The following is a 21403-nucleotide window of genomic DNA, read 5'->3' on the forward strand; positions in this document are numbered from 1 at the left end:
TTAAGGACATAATAAAATGAAAGAACGTTTGAAATTACTGGTCAGTAGTATTGCGTTTATCGGTCTGACTTTGTCTTTACCTGCATACTCTGACATCGATAAACCTCTCTTAGAAAAATACGCGAAACACGCTCAATATCTAGATATAAAAATATCACCTAATGGTACCTATTTAGCACAAACCTCTAGAAACGAAGATGGTGAAGTTTACCTGACTGTTTTAGATTTGAAAGAACAAAAAATTGTCTCAATTTCCCAAGGGCGAGGAAAAGAATCAGTCAATTCTTTTGATTGGGTAAATGATGAACGCTTAGTCCTCGGCATGGCAAGAGAGGTAGGCGCACTGGAAAGCCCTGGAGGCACAGGCGAACTAATAGGGATGAATGCTGACGGCAGTAATAATGTCATTTTGACAGGTTGGCGAGCAGAAAGTGGCGATAGAAGATTTGCCCAAATTATCGATTATTTACCAGAGGATCCTGATACTGTGTTAGTGTTAACACGGGAGCTTACGGGTAAGGACACATATTACGAAATATATAAAATGAAAGTAAGCAATGGTCGTAAAAGTATTGTCACCCGATTACCTTTAAGAGCTTATCAAGGCGCTGGGGCTCGAGTAATTTTAGACAATAACGGAAATGCACTTGCTATGACTGGCGCAAATCCAAATGAAGATAATAAAGAAACCTTGTTAGCCAGAGAATCCGTAGACGCTGAATGGAAAGTCGTAATGGAGAATGGCGCTTATGAGCCTTCGTTTACACCTTACGTATTTTTAGAAGATAATGAAACCATGATAGGTACAAGTACGTTAGAGACTGATACTTGGTCAATAGCAACTTACAACCTTAAAACTAAAAAACATGAGGTACTTGCATCTCATCCTAAAGTGGATATTTCACCTATTCTCTACGAAAAAAATGGTAAAGTAACTGAGGTTTTAGGCGCAACATATGAATATGATGCCATTGAAGCTATTTTCTTTGGGGGTGTAAAAAACACTGTTGATCAAAGAATTATTGCCAGTTTGAGAAACACTTTCAAAGGACAAGTTGTTTCAATCACTTCTGCAACTCAAGATAACTCAAAGATAATTATTAGAGTAGGTAACGCGAATAACCCCACTGTGTTTTATCTTTTTGATAAAAGTATTAGCAAACTAGTTAAGTTAGCAGAAGCGCGCCCATGGTTAAATGAGTTAGATATGCCTGAATCTAAGATAATTACTTACAAATCGCGCGACGGGTTGGAAATTTCTGCAGTGCTCACTTTGCCTCATGGCGAAGCAAAAGATCTGCCTTTCGTACTTCTGCCTCATGGTGGACCACACGGCATTAAAGACACTATCACCGGAATGGATCCTGATGCAAAAGTTCTTGCCTCACACGGATACGCGGTTTTGCAGCCAAATTATCGTGGTTCTGGTGGTTATGGTTTGCCCTTTTTAAAATCCGGTTTCCGTAATTGGGGAACCAAAATGATTGACGATATGACTGACGGCACTATGTATCTAGTTAATGAAGGTATTGTGGACAAAAACAGAATGTGTGTCTACGGTGCGTCATATGGTGGTTATGCTGCTTTACAAAATGTCATTAGAGAACCCGATCTTTATCAATGTACCATTGGATTTGTAGGCGTATATGACCTTGATATGATGTATGATGAAGGGGATATTCCTGAAAATGATGCCGGTACTAACTATTTAGATCGTATTCTTCCGCCAAAAGGGGAAGCAAGGGATTTTCAGTCTCCTGTAAAAAATGTGGATAAACTAAAAGTACCTGTGTTTATTATTCAGGGTGAAGATGATCAGCGTGTTCCGAAAGAGCAAGCCTTTGCATTAAAAGCTGCCCTTGATGCCAAAAATCATCCCTATGAGTGGATGATGAAAGATGGCGAAGGTCACGGTTTCTATAAGCCAGAAAACAACGTTGAACGTTGGGAAGCTATGTTGAAATTCTTGGATAAACACACAGCCAAGTAAGCTTATCCAATATATTCCCAAATAAAAATAGCCATTGAAAAATGGCTATTTTTTTATCTGCTAATTATTAGAAAAAAGCTTGTAAACCTGTTTGGGCTCTACCCAAAATCAAGCCATGAATATCATGTGTGCCTTCATAGGTATTGACAGTTTCTAAATTAATCATATGACGGATCACATGAAACTCATCACTAATACCATTGCCCCCATGCATGTCTCTGGCTTTTCTAGCTATATCTAATGCCTTTCCACAGTTGTTTCGTTTAACCATGGAAATCATCGCAGGATCCATCATATTGTCATCAATTAAACGCCCTACCCTGAGAGATGCCTGCAGCCCTAATGTAATCTCTGTTTGCATGTCAGCGAGTTTTAATTGATATAATTGGGTTGCTGCCAAGGGTTTCTTAAATTGTTTGCGATCCAGTCCGTATTGACGAGCAGCATGCCAACAGAATTCTGCGGCCCCTAATACTCCCCAGGAAATGCCATACCTGGCCATATTTAAACAGCTAAATGGCCCCTTTAAACCTGACACATCGGGTAAAATGGCGTCTTTAGGTACGCTTACATCCTGCATCACAATCTCACCGGTAATGGAAGCTTTTAACGATTGTTTTCCGATGATTTTGGATGTTGATAATCCCTTGAATCCCCTTTCTAATATAAATCCGCGGATTTCTTTTTCTGGTAATAATTTAGCCCACACTACAAACACATCGGCAATTGGACTATTGGTGATCCACATTTTACTGCCGTTTAACACATACCCAGTTGAGGAGCGTCTGGCGGTTGTTTCCATGCCTGCGGGATCTGACCCTGCGTTGGGTTCTGTTAAACCAAAACAGCCAATGGCTTTTCCACTGGCTAGCGCCGGCAAGTACTTTTGTTTTTGCTGTTCACTGCCAAATTTATTGATAGGATGCATGACCAGTGACGATTGCACGCTCATAGCTGAACGATATCCACTATCAACTCTTTCTATTTCACGCGCTATAAGACCATAGCTAACGTAATTAATACCTGCACATTCATAGCCTTGAATAGTGGCGCCTAACAATCCTGCATCACCCATTTTTCGCATAATGTCAGGATCAAAGCTTTCTTCGCGATTGGCTAATAAAATACCCGGCATCAGTTCTTGTTGAGCAAAATCCTTGGCTGACTGTGCAATCGCACGTTCTTCTTCAGATAATTGATTGTCTAAGAGCAACAAATCTTGCCAATGCTGTAGCATAAAGGAATTCCTTAATTGGTCAGCCGAGTAGTGTAGTAATTTGAAAAGGTTAACGCCAATAATCTTAATGAATAGTCGCTCTGAAAATACCAATCATGCACTTTCTTGCGCTAATAAAAATGCCCCGTATTCCGCTGGATTTTCAGTAAGTTGTAGTTCAATTTCGACCTTTTTCGCGTTCAAAAGTTGTAAATAAGTCGAGGCTAATCCACCGTCTAAGAAAACCGGTAAGTCAGACAGGTTTTGTTTGATCATGCTAATAAGATAATCAGTGCTTTGTTCTAAATAACCTGATGCAAGATGACTACTATTTTTATTCGCAATTATAATGCGCGCCAATTGTGCAAATGTGACCGCAGTGGACTTGGCAAATTCGGTGACTATGCTAGATTTGTTATCGCCTATTTTTTCTTGTAACGGCGTAAAAATGTTGTCGTAAGCCAATACACCATCTAAAAAAAGTAAATAGTCTTGGATTAACTTTTTACCTAAAAACGCCCCACTTGCATTATCGCCTAGTAAAAATCCATGGCCTCCAAATTGACTTATTTCGCCATCAAAATATCTTGCCATGCTAGAGCCTGTGCCCGTTACAACCAAACCACAATTTTGGTTGTTGTTTGCGGCCACACAAGAAGCTTGTAAGTCGGAAAATACCAAGACATTTTTATATTGACTAAAATGGTCTTTAAATGCCATACGAGCAGAAGATATAAAAGCGCCGGCACATCCCGCACTTAAAATACACAATTCTGGTTTCTCGATTTTGTTTAACACTTGTTCTTGAGTAAATATTTGCTCAATTGCATCTTGGATATTTGCCATAGCCAATGGAAAATCGGAAAAAATATTCGCGGGACCAGTCACGCTAAACGCAACAATTTCACCCTCAGGCGAATATAAACAAGCGCGACATTTGGTACCACCGCCATCAATGGCAATTACATAGTCAGACATTCATTGACCTTTTTTGTATATTTATTTGACTTTACCTGATATAAAAGCATTAATAAATTATTCCATATTTTTAACTTTAACAAGAATAATCATGAAAAATGCGAGTAAAAATCAATTTTTGCCCCTCAGGCTACCTGTTTTTCTGGGTTTTCTGAGTTGTTTGGCATCTGTTTTTACTTCTGCATCAGAGACAAATCAAGACAGTAATCAAGATTTTTATTCCAACACTATGATCACTTTACCCTATATTCCTGCTAATACAGAAAATAGAAATATTTCGTGCGAACTACCTTTAACGAGTTCGGAAAATCATAGTACAAGCGAAGACATAAATTACCATCAATATGGCTGGGAAAAACGAGTATCTGCAGATTGGGATTTTTTTGACATCCCTAGCAAATTAGGCAAAATATTGATAATCGACATCGTACAAACGGCCGAAGGTCCGGCTTATCGTTATTTAGCCAATGGTACAAGTCAAGAATTATACGAGCCTTGGAGTTCATCCAAGGTATTTGCCTATACAGGCGCGCTATCAAAGATGCGCGAACAGCAAATTGGCGTACCTGCTACCGTTGGAGACACAAATGTGTCTGACATGATCACAGGCATACATAGCTATGAAGCCTTTGGTACTGCTAGCGGCGAGTCCAATAAGTTAGCTACCTTTTTCGCCAACTTGGCTGGCAGAGATTATCTTACTTCTTTGTTTTTCGATAACTGGTTAAAACTCAAGCATGATCATGTTTATTTTCGAGGGGCTTATGGACCAGAAGCCTTTGTCCCTTCATCATTCACATGGAATCCTGATGATGCTGAGTCAGTAAAAATAACCCCATACATGCAGGCGCAAGATGACCCTGGTTACTTGGCTTACAAATGCACCGATTGCGGACTAACTGGCAACAAACCAATGACAACTTTGGCCCAAGCTGAATGGTTAAAACGATTGGCAATGCATCAAGCAGACAGTGCTACACAAATGCCGAATCTCACATCAGACGATATTGCCAGCCTGTTCTACGGCACGGGAAACTCTATTTCAAATGACACCATGGCAGGGATGACCTTGGGTATCTCAACCATGTTGCATAATGCAATCGCCAGCCAACTAGATTCACAAAAAAGTCCCAAACAAGCCTTGGATGATTTTTCGGATGGCAATTGGCGTGTGTTCCAAAAAATCGGCTGGGGACCAAGTGAAACCCGTGGTACTACTGAAAATGTTGTACTAGCGCATGTGTGTTTACCGTCTAAAACTGGTGGTTATCAATTTACTATTGCGGCGCAAACGGCTATTGAAGGTCAAAGCGAAGATTTATTACCTAACACAGGAAAACAGATGCAAAGCTTGCTAAATCAAGCCTTAGCAAGTTACACAACTTTTAAAGCACAATAATGACAGAAAATACAATAACAAGAATAAGCTTACATAGTCTGACGGTTCCATTAAAAACACCCTTTCGCACTGCGGTAAGGGAAGTAAATGCAATTGAAGATTTGGTGGTTGTGATTGAACTGGCGTCTGGACTTTGTGGCATAGGATCGACCCCTTCTACGCCACAAATTACAGGACAAGATCATGCTAGTGTTATTCAAGAAATAATTGAGCTTTCAGCTGAGCTACTGAATAAAAAAGTATCGGTGAAAAGTCCTGAAACTTTGCTAAATGGCTTTACTTCTATTGGAGTGAACACAAAATGTGCCCTTGAAATAGCACTTTACGATATAGCAGCCAAGCTAGAAGGAAAGCCTTTATTTCGGTATTTGAATGGTGATTTCTCATTAGATAATCAATTAACCACTGATATCACTATAAGTGCAAATGCATTGGATAAAATGCTCGTGGATACCAACACAGCGTTTTCCGATGGATACCGCTGTTTTAAAATAAAAACCGGCAAATATATTGAGCAGGATAAGGACAACTTATTCGCTTTGCATGAACACTTAAAGTCGCTAGATCAAGATTGCCAAATTAGAATAGACGCTAACCAGGGCTGGACCGTAGATGAAAGCATTGACGTTATGCAAGCCCTCGAATCAGCAGGCTGTCAATTTGAGTTATTGGAACAACCCGTAAAGGCAGAGGATATTCAAGGCTTAAAAACGATAAAGACAAAGATTAAAACCCCAGTAATGGCGGATGAATCAGCCTTTTCGCTGGCACAAGTTAAACATCTTGTGGAACAACAAGCCGTGGATATTATCAATATTAAATTGGTAAAAACAGGCGGTTTGTCTGAGGCAATAAAAATTGCAGAATATTGTCGCCAAAACAAGGTTGTTTGTATGATGGGGTGTATGCTCGAAGGCAGCATAGGCGTTGCCGCAGCTGCACATTTTAGTAAAAGTCAGCAAGAAACTATAAGGTTTATTGATTTGGATGGACCTACATTAGGCAAGTATGATCCTATTCACGCAACCTTGTTTGAAAATGCAAAAATTGTCTTAAACAGAACTCCTGGCTTGGGAATACCGACAACAAAAATATTATCGAATACTTTGTATTCTTTCGAAGCTTAACTAAAGGAAAGAGCTTGACTAGAAAAACACACGCGTTAATTGACCTTAATGCCATTGCATCTAATTTCGAGAAGGTAAGTCGACTGGCGCCTGAAAGTCAGCACGTTGCCGTGGTTAAGGCCAATAGTTATGGAAATGGTGCTATTCAGGTGGCTAAAAAACTGTCATCTCGCGCAGATATGCTAGCCGTGGCATTTTTTGAAGAAGCCTTAGCCTTGCGTAAAGCAAACGTGTCCTTACCCATTTTGATTCTTCAAGGGCCACATTCTGCTGAAGATTTGGAATATACAAGAACCCATAACTTACATTGGATGTTGCATCAAGAGGAGCAACTACAATGGTTTATTTCCGCTGATAGTGAATATTGCCTGCAAGGTCATCAGTGGATAAAGTTTGATACTGGCATGCACAGGTTAGGTTTCCCGATAGAAAAGTTCGAAACTTTAGAACAAGACTACCCTCAGGTATTTAATACATCTGCGGTAATTGCTACTCATCTCGCCCGTGCCGATGAAGTGGATCAAGGACCTGCATCAGAGCAAATTCATCGCTTTTTATCTCATGTTGATAAGCAAAAATACGCTACGTCAATTGCAAATTCAGCTGGCACTATTGCATTCCCTATGGCGCGGGCAAATTTCAATAGATTGGGTATCAGCCTTTATGGCTCAAGTCCATTTGATGCAAGTGTACCTTATGACTTAGCCCCTGTGATGCATCTTTATGCGCCAATAATTTCCATCAGAGAAGTGCCTGCCGGAGATACCGTGGGATATGCAGGTAGTTGGCAGGCAAAGCAAAACAGTAAAATTGCGACGGTTTCTATTGGTTATGCAGATGGATATCCTCGTCATTTCCCCTCAGGTACCAAAGCTAGCCTAAATGGACAAGATATCTATTTAGCCGGCAGAGTCTCGATGGACATGCTTACTTTTGATGTCACTCATGTAGAAAATGTAAATCTGGGCGACATGGTGGAATTATGGGGAGCAAACGTCTGTATCAACGAATTAGCAGCATCTATCAATACTATTGGATATGAATTAATGACAAGAGTTTCTAATCGCGTTCCTCGCTTGTATCTAGGAGAAAACAATGATTGATCAGTTTTCACTTTTAGATTGGTCAATTTTCGCCGCGTATGCACTAATTTTGCTCGGCACGGGTGTATATTTAAATAAGAGTGCCAATGACAGCCAAGACTACTTTTTGGGTGGTAACAAGATGTCTTTATGGGCCGTTGCTGTTTCTGTGTTGGCAACGTCACAATCTGCAGCGACATTTCTAGGCGGACCTGACCAAGGTTATAGAGGCAACTTAACTTACCTTTCCTCAAATCTAGCCGGGGTGGTGGCGGCGATTTTTGTGGCCAAATTTCTGTTACCAAAATTTTACCAATATCGAGTTTTTACGGTGTATGAATTACTCGGTAAACGCTTTGGCGAAAACGCCATGTATCAGGCTGGTTTGGTATATTTATTTGGTCGTTTGTTTGCCAGTGGCGCTCGATTATTTATGGCTGCTATCGCCATTGCAATGATTCTGTTTGGGGATATTGCACCGGGTAGCGTGATGATATCCATTCTGATCATCGCCGCTGTTGGTTTTGCCTACACAGTTTACGGCGGAATCCGTAGTGTTATTTATTCAGACGTAGTTCAGTGTGTATTGTATGTTGGCGCTGCTACCATGGTTCTTATCTATTTGCTTACCAGTATCCCTGCTGATTTTTCAAGTATTATGCAGGCATTACAAAACCCTGCACCAGGGGAACAATCAAAACTCACCTTCTTTGATTTTTCTTTAGATTTCAGCAGTGCCGGCGTATTTTCAATATGGTCAGTGCTGACTGGCTTTGTCCTACTTAACATAGCGGCCTTTGGTTTGGACCAAGACGTTTCTCAACGAATGCTGACTTGTAAAGATGCGAATAGCGCGACCAAGGCTTTGGTCACCTCAATTATTATGGGAATTCCGGTTGTATTAATTTTCATGTGTATTGGCTTGTTGCTGTACATATATTACCAACGACCAGAATTGATGATGACAGCCTCAGGCTCCCCTATCCCCGAGTTCCAAGGCCAAACAGTGACTATCTTTATGTATTATGTATTGACGGATTTGCCTAACGGGATAAAAGCTGTTGTTACTATTGGCATAATTGCGGCAGCCCTATCTACGCTAAACTCGGGCTTAAACTCGATGGCGTCGGTGGCAGTGCAAGACATTTATAAAGATTGGATAAAGAAAGGTCAACCCTTAAGCGAACAACATCTGGTCGCAGCCGGACGAGTTGCTATGGGAATAGTGGCGTTAGCATTAAGTGCTATGGCAGCGCTTTGCTATTACTGGCAGCAATACACTGATATGCCGTTACTAAATTTTGCATTAAGTGTAATGGTATTTTCCTATAGCGGCTTGCTGGGAATCTATTTTACCGCACTCTTTACCAACAGAGGCTCTTCTAGAAGTATTCTATTAGCGCTTATTTTCGGATTTTTAACCCCTTTAAGTATGCAACCTTATATTATGAGTCTGTATCCAGAATCACTGCAGTTTGATCTCGGATTTTCATGGCAACTTATTATCGGAACATTAGTGAGTTTAAGTATTTGTATGTCGGCTAAATCAACAAATGCCAACTGGCAACAGGAGAGAATGGATGGATAATGCCGCGCTATTACAACAATTGGAAAAATTAGTTTCAGAGGGTCGAAATCCACGCACAATGAATCTCGATACCTTGTCTAGTTTGGAATTAGCGAAAATTATAAATGATGAAGACAGGGTAGTCGCAGATGCCGTGGCAGCTTGTATCGGCGAGATGGCTAAAACTATAGACGCAGTAGTAGCCGCCTTTAACAAAGGTGCTCGTCTAATTTATATAGGCGCAGGCACCAGCGGCCGCTTGGGCGTTTTGGATGCAGTTGAATGTCGCCCAACTTTCAGCGTTACAGACAATGTAGTGGTTGGCGTGATTGCAGGCGGTGAAAAAGCCCTAATTCATGCAGTTGAAGGTGCTGAAGATAATTACACTGGAGGTAAACAAGATTTAATTGCCGAAAATCTCAGTTCTGATGATGTGGTGATTGGTAGTTCAGCATCAGGTCGAACGCCGTACGTTATGGGCGCTCTTGACTATGCGAATGAACTGGGTTGTGAGACCGCTTGCATTGTATGTAATCCTGAAGCGCCATTATTGAAAACAGCCCAAATTGGTATTTGTGCCACAGTAGGGCCTGAGTGTTTAACTGGCTCAACTAGAATGAAATCTGGTACTGCGCAAAAACTTATCATGAACACTATTAGTACAGCTAGTATGGTCCGTATTGGTAAAGTGTATGAGAATTTAATGGTAGATGTTAATGCCACTAATGAAAAGTTGGTTGCACGCGCTATTCGTATTGTTATGCAAGCTACTGAGTGCAGTCAGCAACAAGCAGAAGAGGCCCTAGAAAAGGCCAACAAGAGTGCAAAACTGGCTATTTTGATGATACTTACCGGGCAAGATGTCGAGCAGGCTAAAGATTTGTTGGATGTGAATTCAGGTAATTTACGCAAGGCAATTTGTCGTTAATATGAAAATACTTCTGAGCATATTCATTTTCAATATTGTTTCGCTTTTTATGGTGGGCAATGCAACTGCCATTGAAACGGCATCAATTAAAGTAGGAGCTGCGCAACCAACAAAATACCTGCCATTGTTACAAGGCAAACGCGTCGGTCTGTTGGTCAATCAAACCTCTTATAACGGTGAGACTCATCTTGTAGATTTTTTGCAAAAAGAAGGCATAAACTTGGTTTACCTTTTTGCTCCCGAACATGGTATTCGCGGTAACCTAGGTGCGGGTGAAACCGTTGAAGATGGACGTGATGTAAAAAGTGGTTTACCCATCATTTCAATTTACGGAGATTCGAAGAAGCCCTCGCCTGAACTCTTATCAGATCTCGACATCATAGTGTTTGATATTCAGGATGTTGGCACTCGATTTTATACTTACATTAGTTCCATGCACTACATGATGGAGGCTGCGGCTGAAAATAATGTTGAATTTTTGGTGCTAGACCGCCCAAACCCTAACGGCATGTTCGTCGATGGACCAGTGTTAGAACCTGAATTTCAGTCGTTTGTGGGAATGCATCCAATACCAGTTTTACATGGTTTGACAGTCGCTGAATTGGCTAGGATGATCAAGGGAGAGAACTGGATAAATCAAGCTGAAGCGCTGCAACTACATTGGGTGAAAGTAGAGCACTACAACAAGCAAATGCCCTATGATTTACCAATAGCGCCCTCGCCCAATTTGCCTAATGCACAAGCGATCCAACTTTATCCGTCATTATGCTTTTTTGAGCCCACAGTTGTCAGTATTGGAAGAGGAACGGATTTTCCATTTCAGCTCATAGGACATGATCAGAAAAAATTGGGAAACTGGCAAATAACACCTAAATCTATGCCATCATCTGCACCTAATCCTAAACTAAAGGGAAAACAATTAGCTGCAATGGATTTAACCCATTCTTCGATCAAAGGCTTAGATTTGTCTTTGTTCATTGAGACCTTTCACAAATTTTCGGTTCAAGAATTTTATACCTCCACCAGCTTTATGGACAAGTTAGCAGGTACTGACAAATTGCGCCTTCAAATCGAACAAGGACTCTCCTTTGAAGAGATAAAATCAACTTGGCAGTCTGACCTTAAAGATTACAAACAAAAGCGAGCCCCCTATTTATTGTATGCAGAAGACTAAAGCGTTTTAGACATAATAAAGCCCAGCGGGTGCTGGGCTTTCTACATAATCGAATATCGATTTAGAGAGTATTTAAAATTACCACATTAGTGGCTAAGCTCCCCTGAAGCGGATTCAATGTGGGCTCGCACGAACCATTGAAACTGCTCCAGATCTGCTAGCTGACCGGTAATAATATCTTCAGATACTGGATCAAGTTCGGCTAGCGAATCTATTGCTGCTCTATGGTCGGCATTTACACCGTTATACACCTTGTCTAACGCCGCTAAATGATCTTTCACTAAAGCTTTACCAAGTTCGTAATCTTTCCAGCTACGTCTATCTACAATAGACTGTGGCGTGCCCACGGGGACTCCCCCTAAAGTTGCGATGCGCTCTGCTAATGTGTCGGTCATTTCACGCACAGCTTCGACCTGAGGGTCTAGCATTTCGTGGACGCCGATGAAGTTTGGCCCCACTACGTTCCAATGAACGTGTTTTAAAGTTAATTGAAGATCAATTAATGCGACCATTCTGTCTTCTAAAACCGCAATCGCATTCTGTGCGGATTTTGATTTAACACCTGGAGCGGTGAATTCAGCTACTTTATTAGAACTCATGATTTCTCCTTTGTTTAACGAATGAAATAAAGTGTCTTTGTAATGGAGTAATTGCAATTGACATGCCGATTCAAGTAAAAAAATCAAGCCCTTACTGGGCTTGGGCTTGATGGAGACTGAATTCAATAGTGAGAGTAAGTGGTCTGGATTTAATAGGAAAAATCTTCACACCTGTGTAAATTATGCTTGGTTATTTTACCTGAAATGCGGCTTCCCAATCTTCTGGGGATACTAATGTTACTTTTAATGCTAAGCCATCGATTAAAAGCGTTTTGGATGTCAGCTTTATAGTAAATTTGCTACTTTCATGGAAAATATAATATGAATCAGCATGTTTTACATAACTAAATTCTCTTATATCTTGGAGGCGATAAAGCAATTCCAAATTTTCACTTTTAGGACGAACAACTTCTTTTGGTAAAGGACGAAAAACGCATTCCCCTTGTTGCTCATTCCCTGCGAAAACGATAAACCCCAAATAACGATTCTTCGCGTCTTGAATAGCGAACCTCATAAGTTAAATGTATTCCATGGAAAGCTATTTAGCTCTCAATGTAGACACTGCATCACGGGTTTTTTCAAGCAGCACGCGGCGATCTGAATAGCGTTGCATCAATGCAATAAAAAGCACATCAATGACAAACTCTTGAGCGGTTCTTGCCAATATAGAAGAAATTCTTGTTGCCGCTTCTTCGGCCACCGAAAATAACCGAACGTTAGCCAGAGACGAAATAGGATTATCCCCGAACTTTGTGACTGAAATTATTTTGCTACCGCCCTTTTTTGCCTCTTTCACTACGTTCACCACTTCCGTAGTTGCGCCAGATTCACTAATAGCAAACACCACGTCATCTTGGTTTAAAGTGGAAGCAAGTGCTAACTGAGCATGCCCATCAATTTCCGAAAGTGCGGTAACCCCAAGCTTGTGTAACTTGAACACAAAATCTTTACCCACCAGTGCTGAACCACCTAAGCCTGTGACCAACACACGCTTAGCGTTATCAATGTAACCAACCGCTTTTTCAATTTGATTTTCTTCGTTCAAGGTCCGAGTTTGTTTTAATACATTGATTTTGCTGCGTAGTAACTTATCCGCCATGGTATGGTAATCATCTTCTATGGCAATGTTACCGTGCAATCTATGCTCATCATGAACCACATTTTTCGCATCTTCTAGTATGGCTAGTTTTAGCGCTGGATATCCTTTGTAATTGAGCTTCTGGGCAAACTTGACCACACTACTTTGGCTAATTCCTACAATTTCTGCGAGTTTTTGAGAAGACAGGTCGCGCAGTGCGGTTGGCGTTTCTACGATAAAGTTGGCTAATCGTTGTTCGTTGTTGGATAACTTAGGCATTACTGCTCGAATTTTAGAAAAAGCGGCCATTCTGGCTCCTATATTTTTATTTACGACGCACTGGACTTGAATAGATTATTCCTTTATTTATACTGATATTAGAATAACTATCAAGAATAAACTAGTCTGTCTTTCTGCTAGTGTACTAGGCTTAACTGAATGGATTTAAAATTTTTACTGAAAGCGTTGAATAAACCACACTTGGTTTTTCAGGATATCCAACCCCTAATTAAAACCTTATCTTCGCATTCAGCAGTTGAAGTAGAAGCTGTAGGAAATTCCTTTAGCGGTAAACCTATTTATCTTTTATCAATGGGACAGGGACCGACCAATGTGTTTTTGTGGACCCAAATGCACGGCGATGAAGCCACTGCAACTGCTGCAATATTTGATCTTATTGACCAACTTCTAAACGATAATGTATTACCTGACTGGCAAGAACGCTATCGGTTACACATATTACCTATGTTAAATCCAGATGGCGCCCAAAGAAGAACAAGACAAAATGCTCAAGCCATTGATATCAATAGAGACAGCATTAAGTTGCAAACCCCTGAAGGACGTTTGCTCAAAAAGTTAGTAAAAAAGCTTAAACCTGCCATTGGATTTAATTTACACGATCAAAGTCCATACTATCAGGTGGGCACCTCAGGGAATCCCTCAACAATTGCGTTTTTAGCCCCCGCGTTTGATCACGAAAAAACGATTTCCGCCGCTAGAGCGAGAGCTATGGCATTGATCCATCATATGAATCAGGCGCTGCAACCCTGTATACCTAATTCTGTTGCCCGCTACGATGACACCTATTCGCCACGCTCCTTTGGCGATTACATTGCAAGCTTGGATGTGAGCACCATCCTTATTGAATCCGGCGCGGCCAGTGGCGATCCGAACAGACAAATCGCTCGCGAAATGAATGTAAAGGCCATAATAGAGGCATTAAAGGTATTTCCTGCAATCGAAACAGCTGAATCGCTGGATGCTGAAATTTCCGACTATTTTAACATTCCAGAAAACGTCTCCGAGACCATATCAAGTGTGATCATCGATAAGTTACACTTCATTTGTGAAAACTCTTATCAAGCATCTATCAGCATTAAACAAACATCTCGTTGGTCTAATGAATTCTATATCGATGCTGTGGGTGATTTAGGTGTACAAGCCGGTTTAGCCTATTTTGATGCCAGTGATTTGAGTTATGAACCCGGCATGGTGCACGAAATAAATAACTACACTCGCATCACCAATGAGAGCTATCTTGATTGGTTGCGACAAGGGGTTATTCAATTTCAGGGTGAACCAGGTTTAATCGATAACCAATCTGATTACCAAATTCTGTGCAACCAACCGATACCCGCGTTGCCTAGAGCTTTGATTTTAGGTCAGCCAGCTTATTTTTTAATGCGCAAAGCCGGGAAAATAGTCGCTGCTGTTATCAACGGCAGATTAGTACATTTGTAATTAGGAATATTTTATTATTTAACATTAAGCTAATTAAGAATTTTTTATTATTTACTTAACCATAGATTGTGTTAGTTTGAACTATAAGACATCTTAGTCTTGATAATGATGCTGTTTGTTATCTTTTTACATGGATAACTTTCTCAATTTGAACATTTTATAAGTTGATTGAAGTTCGCTTTAGTCTAGGAAATAACGAGTGAAATTTACCCGGTTTTTGTGTTTTACATCTATTCTTTTATTGTTGCAAAGTTGCTCAAGTTCTCGTTACGAGCAACTGCCTTCCGAAAACTACAGTTTTAGGGTTAAGTCTTTAGTGCTGCACTTTACGGCCATTGATTACGCTACTTCTGTGAAATATTTGGTAGATAAAGGACATGTGAGTTCACATTACCTAGTGCCTGAAAAAAATGATCCTAGTTATCCCTATAGCAAATTAGAAGTTTTTCAACTGGTTGATGAAAACGAACGGGCTTGGCACGCTGGCGTCAGTTATTGGCAAGGGCGAACAGGGCTGAATGATACCTCGATCGGCATTGAAATAGTCAATGTACCTAGTTGCATCAATCAGGAAGACGTTCCTCATTATGCGCAATTTGAAAAAGGGCAGCTTTGTGTTTTTCCAGACTATGACCCGGAACAAATAGAGTTAGTGATCCAGCTCAGCAAAGATATTCTATCGCGCCATCCAGACATTGAACCCACGGCTGTAATTGGCCATTCAGATATTGCACCCTCTCGTAAAAATGATCCAGGCCCAAGGTTTCCTTGGTACCGTTTATATCAAGAAGGTGTTGGCGCATGGTATGAAAAAGATACTCTAGCAAAATATTGGCAAATGTTTTCAAAACATCCGGTTAATCTCGGATTACTGCAAAAAGCCTTATCAGATTATGGATACGGCATTACCGAAACGGGTGTCTTGGACAGTCAAACTATAGATACCATTTCAGCTTTTCAAATGCACTTTTTACCTTGGCAAGTCACTGGCAAAGCAGATGAAAGTACAGCTGCCGCCATATTCTCACTTATCGAAAAGTACTTCCCTAATAAACTAACGTCTTTGATGGAAAGATACGAAGAGGAAGTTGTCAGTCCACCAACGCCAATTGAAATTCAGGCAGGGCAACTAGATTTACTCTTCCCACTCCAGTATTCAAAAACCCGTCCACTGATGGATAATAAAGCAGACTTTTTCGCCTATAAAGGCAAAGGGGAAATGCGAATTCAAGCAACCCAAGATACGACTGCTGATATTTATATTAACGGAGAAAAGTTAAATCTAACCCTGCCGTTTAGCTCACAAATGCAATCTTACAATCTTGGAAAGCGCACACATACGGGATTAAATACCCTAGAAGTACGCAATATTGCACCAGAAGATACCGAGCTCAATATACAAATTGATTACCCAGAAATTAGCCTTGCCGAATCCGTGCCTTATGATTTTTCTGAGGTAGATGCCTTAATTCAGGAAGACATTGATAATGGTTTCCCAGGGGCTGTACTACTTGTACTTAAAGACGGCAAGATTATCAAGCATTCCGCTTATGGTTATCAGAAACGCTATGATGAAAATGGTATGCCACTAGCAAATCCTCAACCTATGCAAAAGGACACTATGTTCGACCTCGCCTCGAACACCAAAACCTTTGCCACTACTTTGGCCATCATGCATTTAGTGGATCAAGGTAAAATCTCATTACAGGCTCCTATTTCTCATTATTTGCCAGAATACTCAGGTGGTGGCAGGGACTCTCGTACGGTAGCAAGCCTATTATCTCATGCCTCAGGCTATGCCAGTGAAGTACAGTTCCACCGAGAGGACAATAGATATGGCAAAGCGTTTTTCTCGCAAAACCGTCAGTATACGGCGAATCTGTTAATGCAATCAGTGCCGTTAAACATTGGCAATTACGTTAAACAGACATACAGCGATACCAACTTTATGATTTTGGGCTTGTTAGTAGAACGAGTCACGGGCGTCGCTTTAGATGCTTATGTAGAAAACTTTTTGTATACCCCACTTGGTTTGACGTCAACTAAGTTCACACCTTTGCTTAAAGGGCACTTTGCAAATGAATTTGCCGCAACAGAATACGCCGGTAATACTAGAGGTGGACGCATTACCTTTGACAATATAAGAGAATATACGTTACAAGGCGAAGTCCATGACGAAAAAGCATTTTACGCCATGCAAGGGGTCGCTGGACATGCAGGGCTGTTTTCAAATGCAAAAGAAATGGCAGTATTGGCGCAAGCATTATTAAATGGTGGAGGATACGGAAGCACTCACTTGTTTGACCATAGCACGCTAAATCGTTTTGTTCACCCACATCATGCTGACGATAAATTTGGATTAGGTTGGCGACTGGCCAATGTAAAACAAAATGCTTGGCACTTTGGCCCCTATGCAAGTGCAAATGCCTTTGGACACACGGGGTGGACGGGTATAGCCACGGTAATCGATCCAGATTTAGACTTAGCAGTTATTCTGCTGACTAATAAAAAACATTCACCTATTGAAGGAACAGACACTGCTTTTGGCTTCACAGGTGATAGTTTTGCCACCGGTAAATATGGTAGTGTAATGACATTAGTGTATGAGGCCATACTTCATCACAAAAATAATAAGAAAAATTAAAAAGGATAACCGATAGTGGATTGGCTAAGCATTCTCCCACCTCTTATTGCCATATCAATGGTGCTTTGGAAAAAAGACGTAATTATGGCGTTGTTAGTGGCAGTATTAAGTGCCGAATTCTTACTTATTTTGAATACATCCGAAGCATCTTTTTTGTTGACGCCAATCAATACTATAGAACGCATTGTATCAACCGCATCTAGCGCGGGTAATGCACGCATCTTGATATTTAGTTTATTAGTAGGCGCGTTTTTAGCCTTTATCCGAGATTCAGGTGGGGTTACGGCCTTAGTAAATCGTTTGGTAAATTCTGGTATGGCATCAAGCAAAAAACGCACTGGCGCTATAACCATGTTTACTGGCATTGCGGTTTTTATCGAATCTAATTTAAGCGTACTCGCTGCTGGTATTATGGCCAGGGGATTATATGACAAGTTTAAGATGAGTCGCGCTCGCTTGGCTTATGTCATCGACTCAACTTCGGCGCCAGTTTGTATTCTTATTTTAGTTAATGGTTGGGGAGCCTATATTTTAGGGCTGTTATCAGCCTATGAGTTAGAACAAAATGCGCTTAAAATGTTGTGGTCATCTGTGCCTTATAATCTCTATGCCATCCTTACAATAGCCGTTGTTGGCTATACAATTTTTGCTGATAAAGTCCACGGCCCATTAAAAAAAGCGGAACAAGAACTAGAAAAGATCGACACTGAAATTGCCATTACCAAAGCAACTAAATCTCGTTACATGACGATCCCATTAGCCGTGATGATTTTTGGTACCCTATTTTTCATGTGGTGGACAGGCAATGGAGATTTCACCTCAGGAAGTGGCAGTAAATCAGTACTTTATGCGACTTTCTTAGCTTGTTTCGTTGGTTATATAATGTTGCTAATCAGCGGCAAAGAAAGCGTGCAAAGTGCCACAAAAATCGGTTTTAACGGCATGAGTGAATTACTGCCGCTAGTCACCATAGTTTTATTATCTATCACCCTAGGTGCTAGTTTAAAACAACTGGGCACTGGTCTTTTTGTTGCGGGAATCGTGGGTGAACATCTAGCCGCTTTTCTCATATTGCCAGCCTTGTTTATTGCTGGCGGTATTATTTCGTTTACCACAGGTACCTCATGGGGAACCTTCGCAATACTCATTCCGATCGGAATGCCCTTGGTACAAACCTTGGAGTTACCGCCAGAAATTGTCCTTGCAGCCATCTTAGGCGGCGGTATTTTCGGTGATCATTGCTCTCCCATCTCAGATACCACGGCAATCTCTTCATTAGCGGCTGGCTGTGATCTGTTAACACACGTGAAGACGCAACTGCCTTATGCATTGGGTGTAGGTTTAGCTACCATTCTTGGTTACACCCTAATGGGCGTATTTTTACTCTAATATTTAGACTCAATAATTCTTACAAGCACCTTTGTAAATTTCACAAGGTGCTTGCGGTTAAGATTCACCCATAATCAACTATTATCATTAATTTCAATAAGTTAAAGGAAGCTCAAGGTAGGAATATGTCTTGCAACTGAGTCAGTGAGTATCTAAATTCACTGATCAACAAAGGAGACATTATGAATACTCAACGTCCCCAAGCACAGAATATTGCTGAAATCATTAAAGTCATGCAAGGTGGTATAGATTTTTATCAAGAAGCGCAAAAGGAAGTCGACACCGACTACGTTCAAAGCGCCTTTCAAAGAATGATCAGAGAGAAAAAAAAGGCCATCGAAGATCTTCAACCCTTCGCCATTAATGAACAAGGGGAGCCAGAGGATGATTCACATTGGATGGTCGATTTACGAAAACATTATACCAAGTTGATTGGCACATTCAGCTCTGAGGAAGAGCACACTTATGTCAAACAGCTAGAAGAGGTTGAAGACAAAGTATTGGAAGTGCTTGATGACGCACTGGGTAAAACCCAGCCCACTGAATGCATGGAAGTGTTACGAAGAATAAGAGCTGCGGCGCAGCAACTGCACGATGAGATGAAGGCATTGCAACAAGCGACTGCTTAATTTTTTCGAAAGTGATAACAAGAGGGCATTCGCCCTCTTTTTGTTTTTTAGCTTGTGGTTTAATAAATCTAAGCTTCAGGTATGAATGTTCAGCCAATTTTAATAGTATTGATAAAATAATTCGTTAATTTCATGCAGGAGTTATAATGCGTGCCTTTGATGCCATGTTAAATGGCGATAAATATTGGATAAATGATCCAGAGTTAGTCGAGATTCGCTATCAAACCCGTGATCTAGTTGATGAATTTAATGCTTTGGGCGCTCGCGAAGTTAGTCGAAAGCAAGACATGATGAAACAAATTTTAGGAAAATGTGGCGATGATATCCACATCGAAAAACCTGTCCGATTTGATTATGGCAAAAATTTATTCATCGGTAGCCATGTTTTTATTAATTTTAATCTAACTGTCGTTAATCCAGCGACCGTAACCATTGGTAATCATGTGTTTATTGGACCTAACGTAGGTTTATATACAGCACATCATCCATTAGATGCCGAAGAAAGGGACAAACATATAGGGTTTGCCGAACCCATTGTAATTGGAAATCATGTTTGGATTGGCGGCGACACTACCATTCTACCGGGCGTTACCATAGGCGACGGCTGTGTCATAGGCGCTGGCAGTGTGGTCACTAAAGATGTGCCTCCAGGCATGTTAGCTCTGGGTCAGCCATGCCGTCCAATACGCCAAATTGAGGCTAAAATTTAAAGTAATTCAAGCTTTACAAGTTACCCGAGAAATATGTATTTCAACTAGGATAACTCTCGGGTACTGTCTCTCACAATGAGTTTGGGGGAAAGTAGATGTTCAATTTCTTTTGGACCTGAGCCATAGGCATGTTCTAAGATCCAATGGGCAGCCATGGTACCTATTTTGTGCATTGGATATTCAACTGTTGTGAGTTTTGGCGTTAGATAATTTGCATAGTTAATATTATCGAACCCAACAACAGATATATCTTTTGGCACCTGTTTACCTGCGACTTCTAAGGCATTTATTGCGCCTGCTGCCATTTCATCATTACCACAACTAACGGCAGTAAAATTAAGCCCTTTTTGTAACAATAAACGAATACTTTGTTCGCCAGATTGGGCTGAGAAATTGCCTTCAAAAGTAAGTTCAGGATCAAACGGCAAATCGTATTCATTTAGTGCCCTTTTATGACCGGCCAAACGTGCCTTACTGTCAGCTTTGTGCAAAGATCCCGATATGTAGGCAATATCTTTATGTCCTTGTTCAATTAGATGACGGGTGGCGAGATAGCCACCGTGTTGATTGTCTAAGCTAGTGCAGTTTTCCCCAATTTCAGGCACAAATCGGTTTACTACTATTAACGGAATTTCTTGTTTCACCAGTTAAATTAGATATTCATCAGTTACTGCTTCGACGTGCAATATTAAGGCATCGCAACGACGGCTCAATAGCGCTTCAATTTCTTTAATTTCTGCTTCTTCGTCACTGTGCCCCGTCACCACAAACATATTCTTGTTGGCTGACCTTAATACTTCTTCTGAACCCGCCATCATTTCGCCATAGAACGAACCATGGAGTTCAGGTACCACATAGCCAACTGTATTGGTTTTATTGGATGCAAGAGAAGCTGCAATAACATTGTGACGATAGCCAAGCTTTTCCATGGCTTTATGCACCAGCACTCGGTTTTTCTCTTTTACTGTGCCGGTATTGTTGATAACTCTAGAGACGGTCGCGGAAGACACTCCAGCCAGTTCACTTACCTGTTTAATAGTTACCATTTATGATTTTCCTTTGCACCTACTTTATCTTTTACCTTGACGGTATGCTATGTTGAAATGGTATCCGTATTCACTTTTGCGCAATAATACAATTTTAGTGGTCACTT

At 40.8% G+C, this 21403-nt stretch carries 17 protein-coding genes and 1 pseudogene; 12 read left to right on the forward strand and 6 right to left on the reverse strand.

Annotated elements, in window-relative coordinates; translation table 11 throughout:
• Window positions 1-16 precede the first annotated feature (16 nt).
• On the forward strand, window positions 17-1990 hold the full coding sequence (locus ACNKW3_RS17105; protein ID WP_427400544.1) for an alpha/beta hydrolase family protein: 1974 nt from the start codon (window positions 17-19) through the stop codon (window positions 1988-1990).
• A 67-nt stretch (window positions 1991-2057) separates the two neighbouring features.
• Here ACNKW3_RS17105 and ACNKW3_RS17110 read toward each other — a convergent pair whose 3' ends face one another.
• Together ACNKW3_RS17110 and ACNKW3_RS17115 are read right to left on the reverse strand one after the other, a co-directional pair.
• On the reverse strand, window positions 2058-3227 hold the full coding sequence (locus tag ACNKW3_RS17110) for an acyl-CoA dehydrogenase (protein ID WP_427400545.1): 1170 nt from the start codon (window positions 3225-3227) through the stop codon (window positions 2058-2060).
• A 93-nt stretch (window positions 3228-3320) separates the two neighbouring features.
• Window positions 3321-4184, reverse strand: coding sequence for a BadF/BadG/BcrA/BcrD ATPase family protein (locus ACNKW3_RS17115; protein ID WP_427400546.1), 864 nt, complete (start codon window positions 4182-4184; stop codon window positions 3321-3323).
• A 91-nt stretch (window positions 4185-4275) separates the two neighbouring features.
• Between ACNKW3_RS17115 and ACNKW3_RS17120 the strand changes: the two genes are divergently transcribed.
• Genes ACNKW3_RS17120 through ACNKW3_RS17145 form a run of 6 tightly spaced genes read left to right on the forward strand, consistent with a single transcriptional unit; the run spans window position 4276 to window position 11461 of the window.
• Window positions 4276-5583 (forward strand): hypothetical protein, encoded by a 1308-nt coding sequence (locus ACNKW3_RS17120; protein ID WP_427400547.1) that lies wholly within the window; start codon window positions 4276-4278, stop codon window positions 5581-5583.
• Complete coding sequence (locus ACNKW3_RS17125) at window positions 5583-6710, forward strand: dipeptide epimerase (RefSeq protein WP_427400548.1); 1128 nt, start codon at window positions 5583-5585, stop codon at window positions 6708-6710. The genes ACNKW3_RS17120 and ACNKW3_RS17125 overlap by 1 nt, the downstream gene beginning before the upstream one ends.
• Before the next feature lie 14 nt (window positions 6711-6724).
• Window positions 6725-7813, forward strand: coding sequence for an alanine racemase (gene alr, locus ACNKW3_RS17130; RefSeq protein ID WP_427400549.1), 1089 nt, complete (start codon window positions 6725-6727; stop codon window positions 7811-7813).
• Window positions 7806-9380, forward strand: a complete 1575-nt coding sequence (locus ACNKW3_RS17135) for a sodium:solute symporter (RefSeq protein WP_427400550.1) — start codon at window positions 7806-7808, stop codon at window positions 9378-9380. Before alr ends, ACNKW3_RS17135 begins: the two co-directional genes overlap by 8 nt.
• A complete protein-coding gene (murQ, locus tag ACNKW3_RS17140) occupies window positions 9373-10287 on the forward strand; it encodes an N-acetylmuramic acid 6-phosphate etherase (RefSeq protein ID WP_427400551.1) in 915 nt (304 codons plus the stop codon). The genes ACNKW3_RS17135 and murQ overlap by 8 nt, the downstream gene beginning before the upstream one ends.
• 1 nt (window position 10288) lies before the next feature.
• On the forward strand, window positions 10289-11461 hold the full coding sequence (locus ACNKW3_RS17145; RefSeq protein WP_427400552.1) for an exo-beta-N-acetylmuramidase NamZ family protein: 1173 nt from the start codon (window positions 10289-10291) through the stop codon (window positions 11459-11461).
• A gap of 86 nt (window positions 11462-11547) precedes the next feature.
• Here the strand turns inward: ACNKW3_RS17145 and dps are convergent, their stop codons facing one another.
• The 3 genes from dps to ACNKW3_RS17160 all read right to left on the reverse strand — a co-directional run bounded on the left by dps (window position 11548) and on the right by ACNKW3_RS17160 (window position 13447).
• Complete coding sequence (gene dps, locus ACNKW3_RS17150) at window positions 11548-12060, reverse strand: DNA starvation/stationary phase protection protein Dps (RefSeq protein ID WP_427400553.1); 513 nt, start codon at window positions 12058-12060, stop codon at window positions 11548-11550.
• Between the two features lie 190 nt (window positions 12061-12250).
• Window positions 12251-12574, reverse strand: a complete 324-nt coding sequence (locus ACNKW3_RS17155) for a hypothetical protein (RefSeq protein WP_427400554.1) — start codon at window positions 12572-12574, stop codon at window positions 12251-12253.
• 24 nt (window positions 12575-12598) lie between these two features.
• Window positions 12599-13447, reverse strand: a complete 849-nt coding sequence (locus tag ACNKW3_RS17160; protein ID WP_427400555.1) for a MurR/RpiR family transcriptional regulator — start codon at window positions 13445-13447, stop codon at window positions 12599-12601.
• Window positions 13448-13576: 129 nt separating this feature from the next.
• On the opposite strand from ACNKW3_RS17160, the gene ACNKW3_RS17165 reads away from it, so the two are divergent.
• From ACNKW3_RS17165 to ACNKW3_RS17185, 5 genes are all read left to right on the forward strand, one after another.
• Window positions 13577-14878, forward strand: coding sequence for a M14 family zinc carboxypeptidase (locus ACNKW3_RS17165; RefSeq protein ID WP_427400556.1), 1302 nt, complete (start codon window positions 13577-13579; stop codon window positions 14876-14878).
• 199 nt (window positions 14879-15077) lie between these two features.
• Window positions 15078-17522, forward strand: a complete 2445-nt coding sequence (gene pbp4b / locus ACNKW3_RS17170; RefSeq protein WP_427400557.1) for a penicillin binding protein PBP4B — start codon at window positions 15078-15080, stop codon at window positions 17520-17522.
• A gap of 15 nt (window positions 17523-17537) precedes the next feature.
• Entirely contained in the window at window positions 17538-18911 is a 1374-nt protein-coding gene (locus ACNKW3_RS17175) for a Na+/H+ antiporter NhaC family protein (protein WP_427400558.1), read from the forward strand.
• A 182-nt stretch (window positions 18912-19093) separates the two neighbouring features.
• Window positions 19094-19540, forward strand: coding sequence for a PA2169 family four-helix-bundle protein (locus tag ACNKW3_RS17180; RefSeq protein ID WP_427400559.1), 447 nt, complete (start codon window positions 19094-19096; stop codon window positions 19538-19540).
• Between the two features lie 146 nt (window positions 19541-19686).
• Window positions 19687-20250 carry a sugar O-acetyltransferase gene (locus ACNKW3_RS17185; protein ID WP_427400560.1) on the forward strand — a complete coding sequence of 188 codons (564 nt, stop codon included), beginning with the start codon at window positions 19687-19689 and terminating at the stop codon, window positions 20248-20250.
• A gap of 44 nt (window positions 20251-20294) precedes the next feature.
• Here the strand turns inward: ACNKW3_RS17185 and ACNKW3_RS17190 are convergent.
• Window positions 20295-21296: pseudogene (locus ACNKW3_RS17190) on the reverse strand (LacI family DNA-binding transcriptional regulator).
• Window positions 21297-21403 lie beyond the last annotated feature (107 nt).

Source organism: Glaciecola sp. 1036 (assembly GCF_050306235.1).
Taxonomy (GTDB): domain Bacteria; phylum Pseudomonadota; class Gammaproteobacteria; order Enterobacterales; family Alteromonadaceae; genus Glaciecola.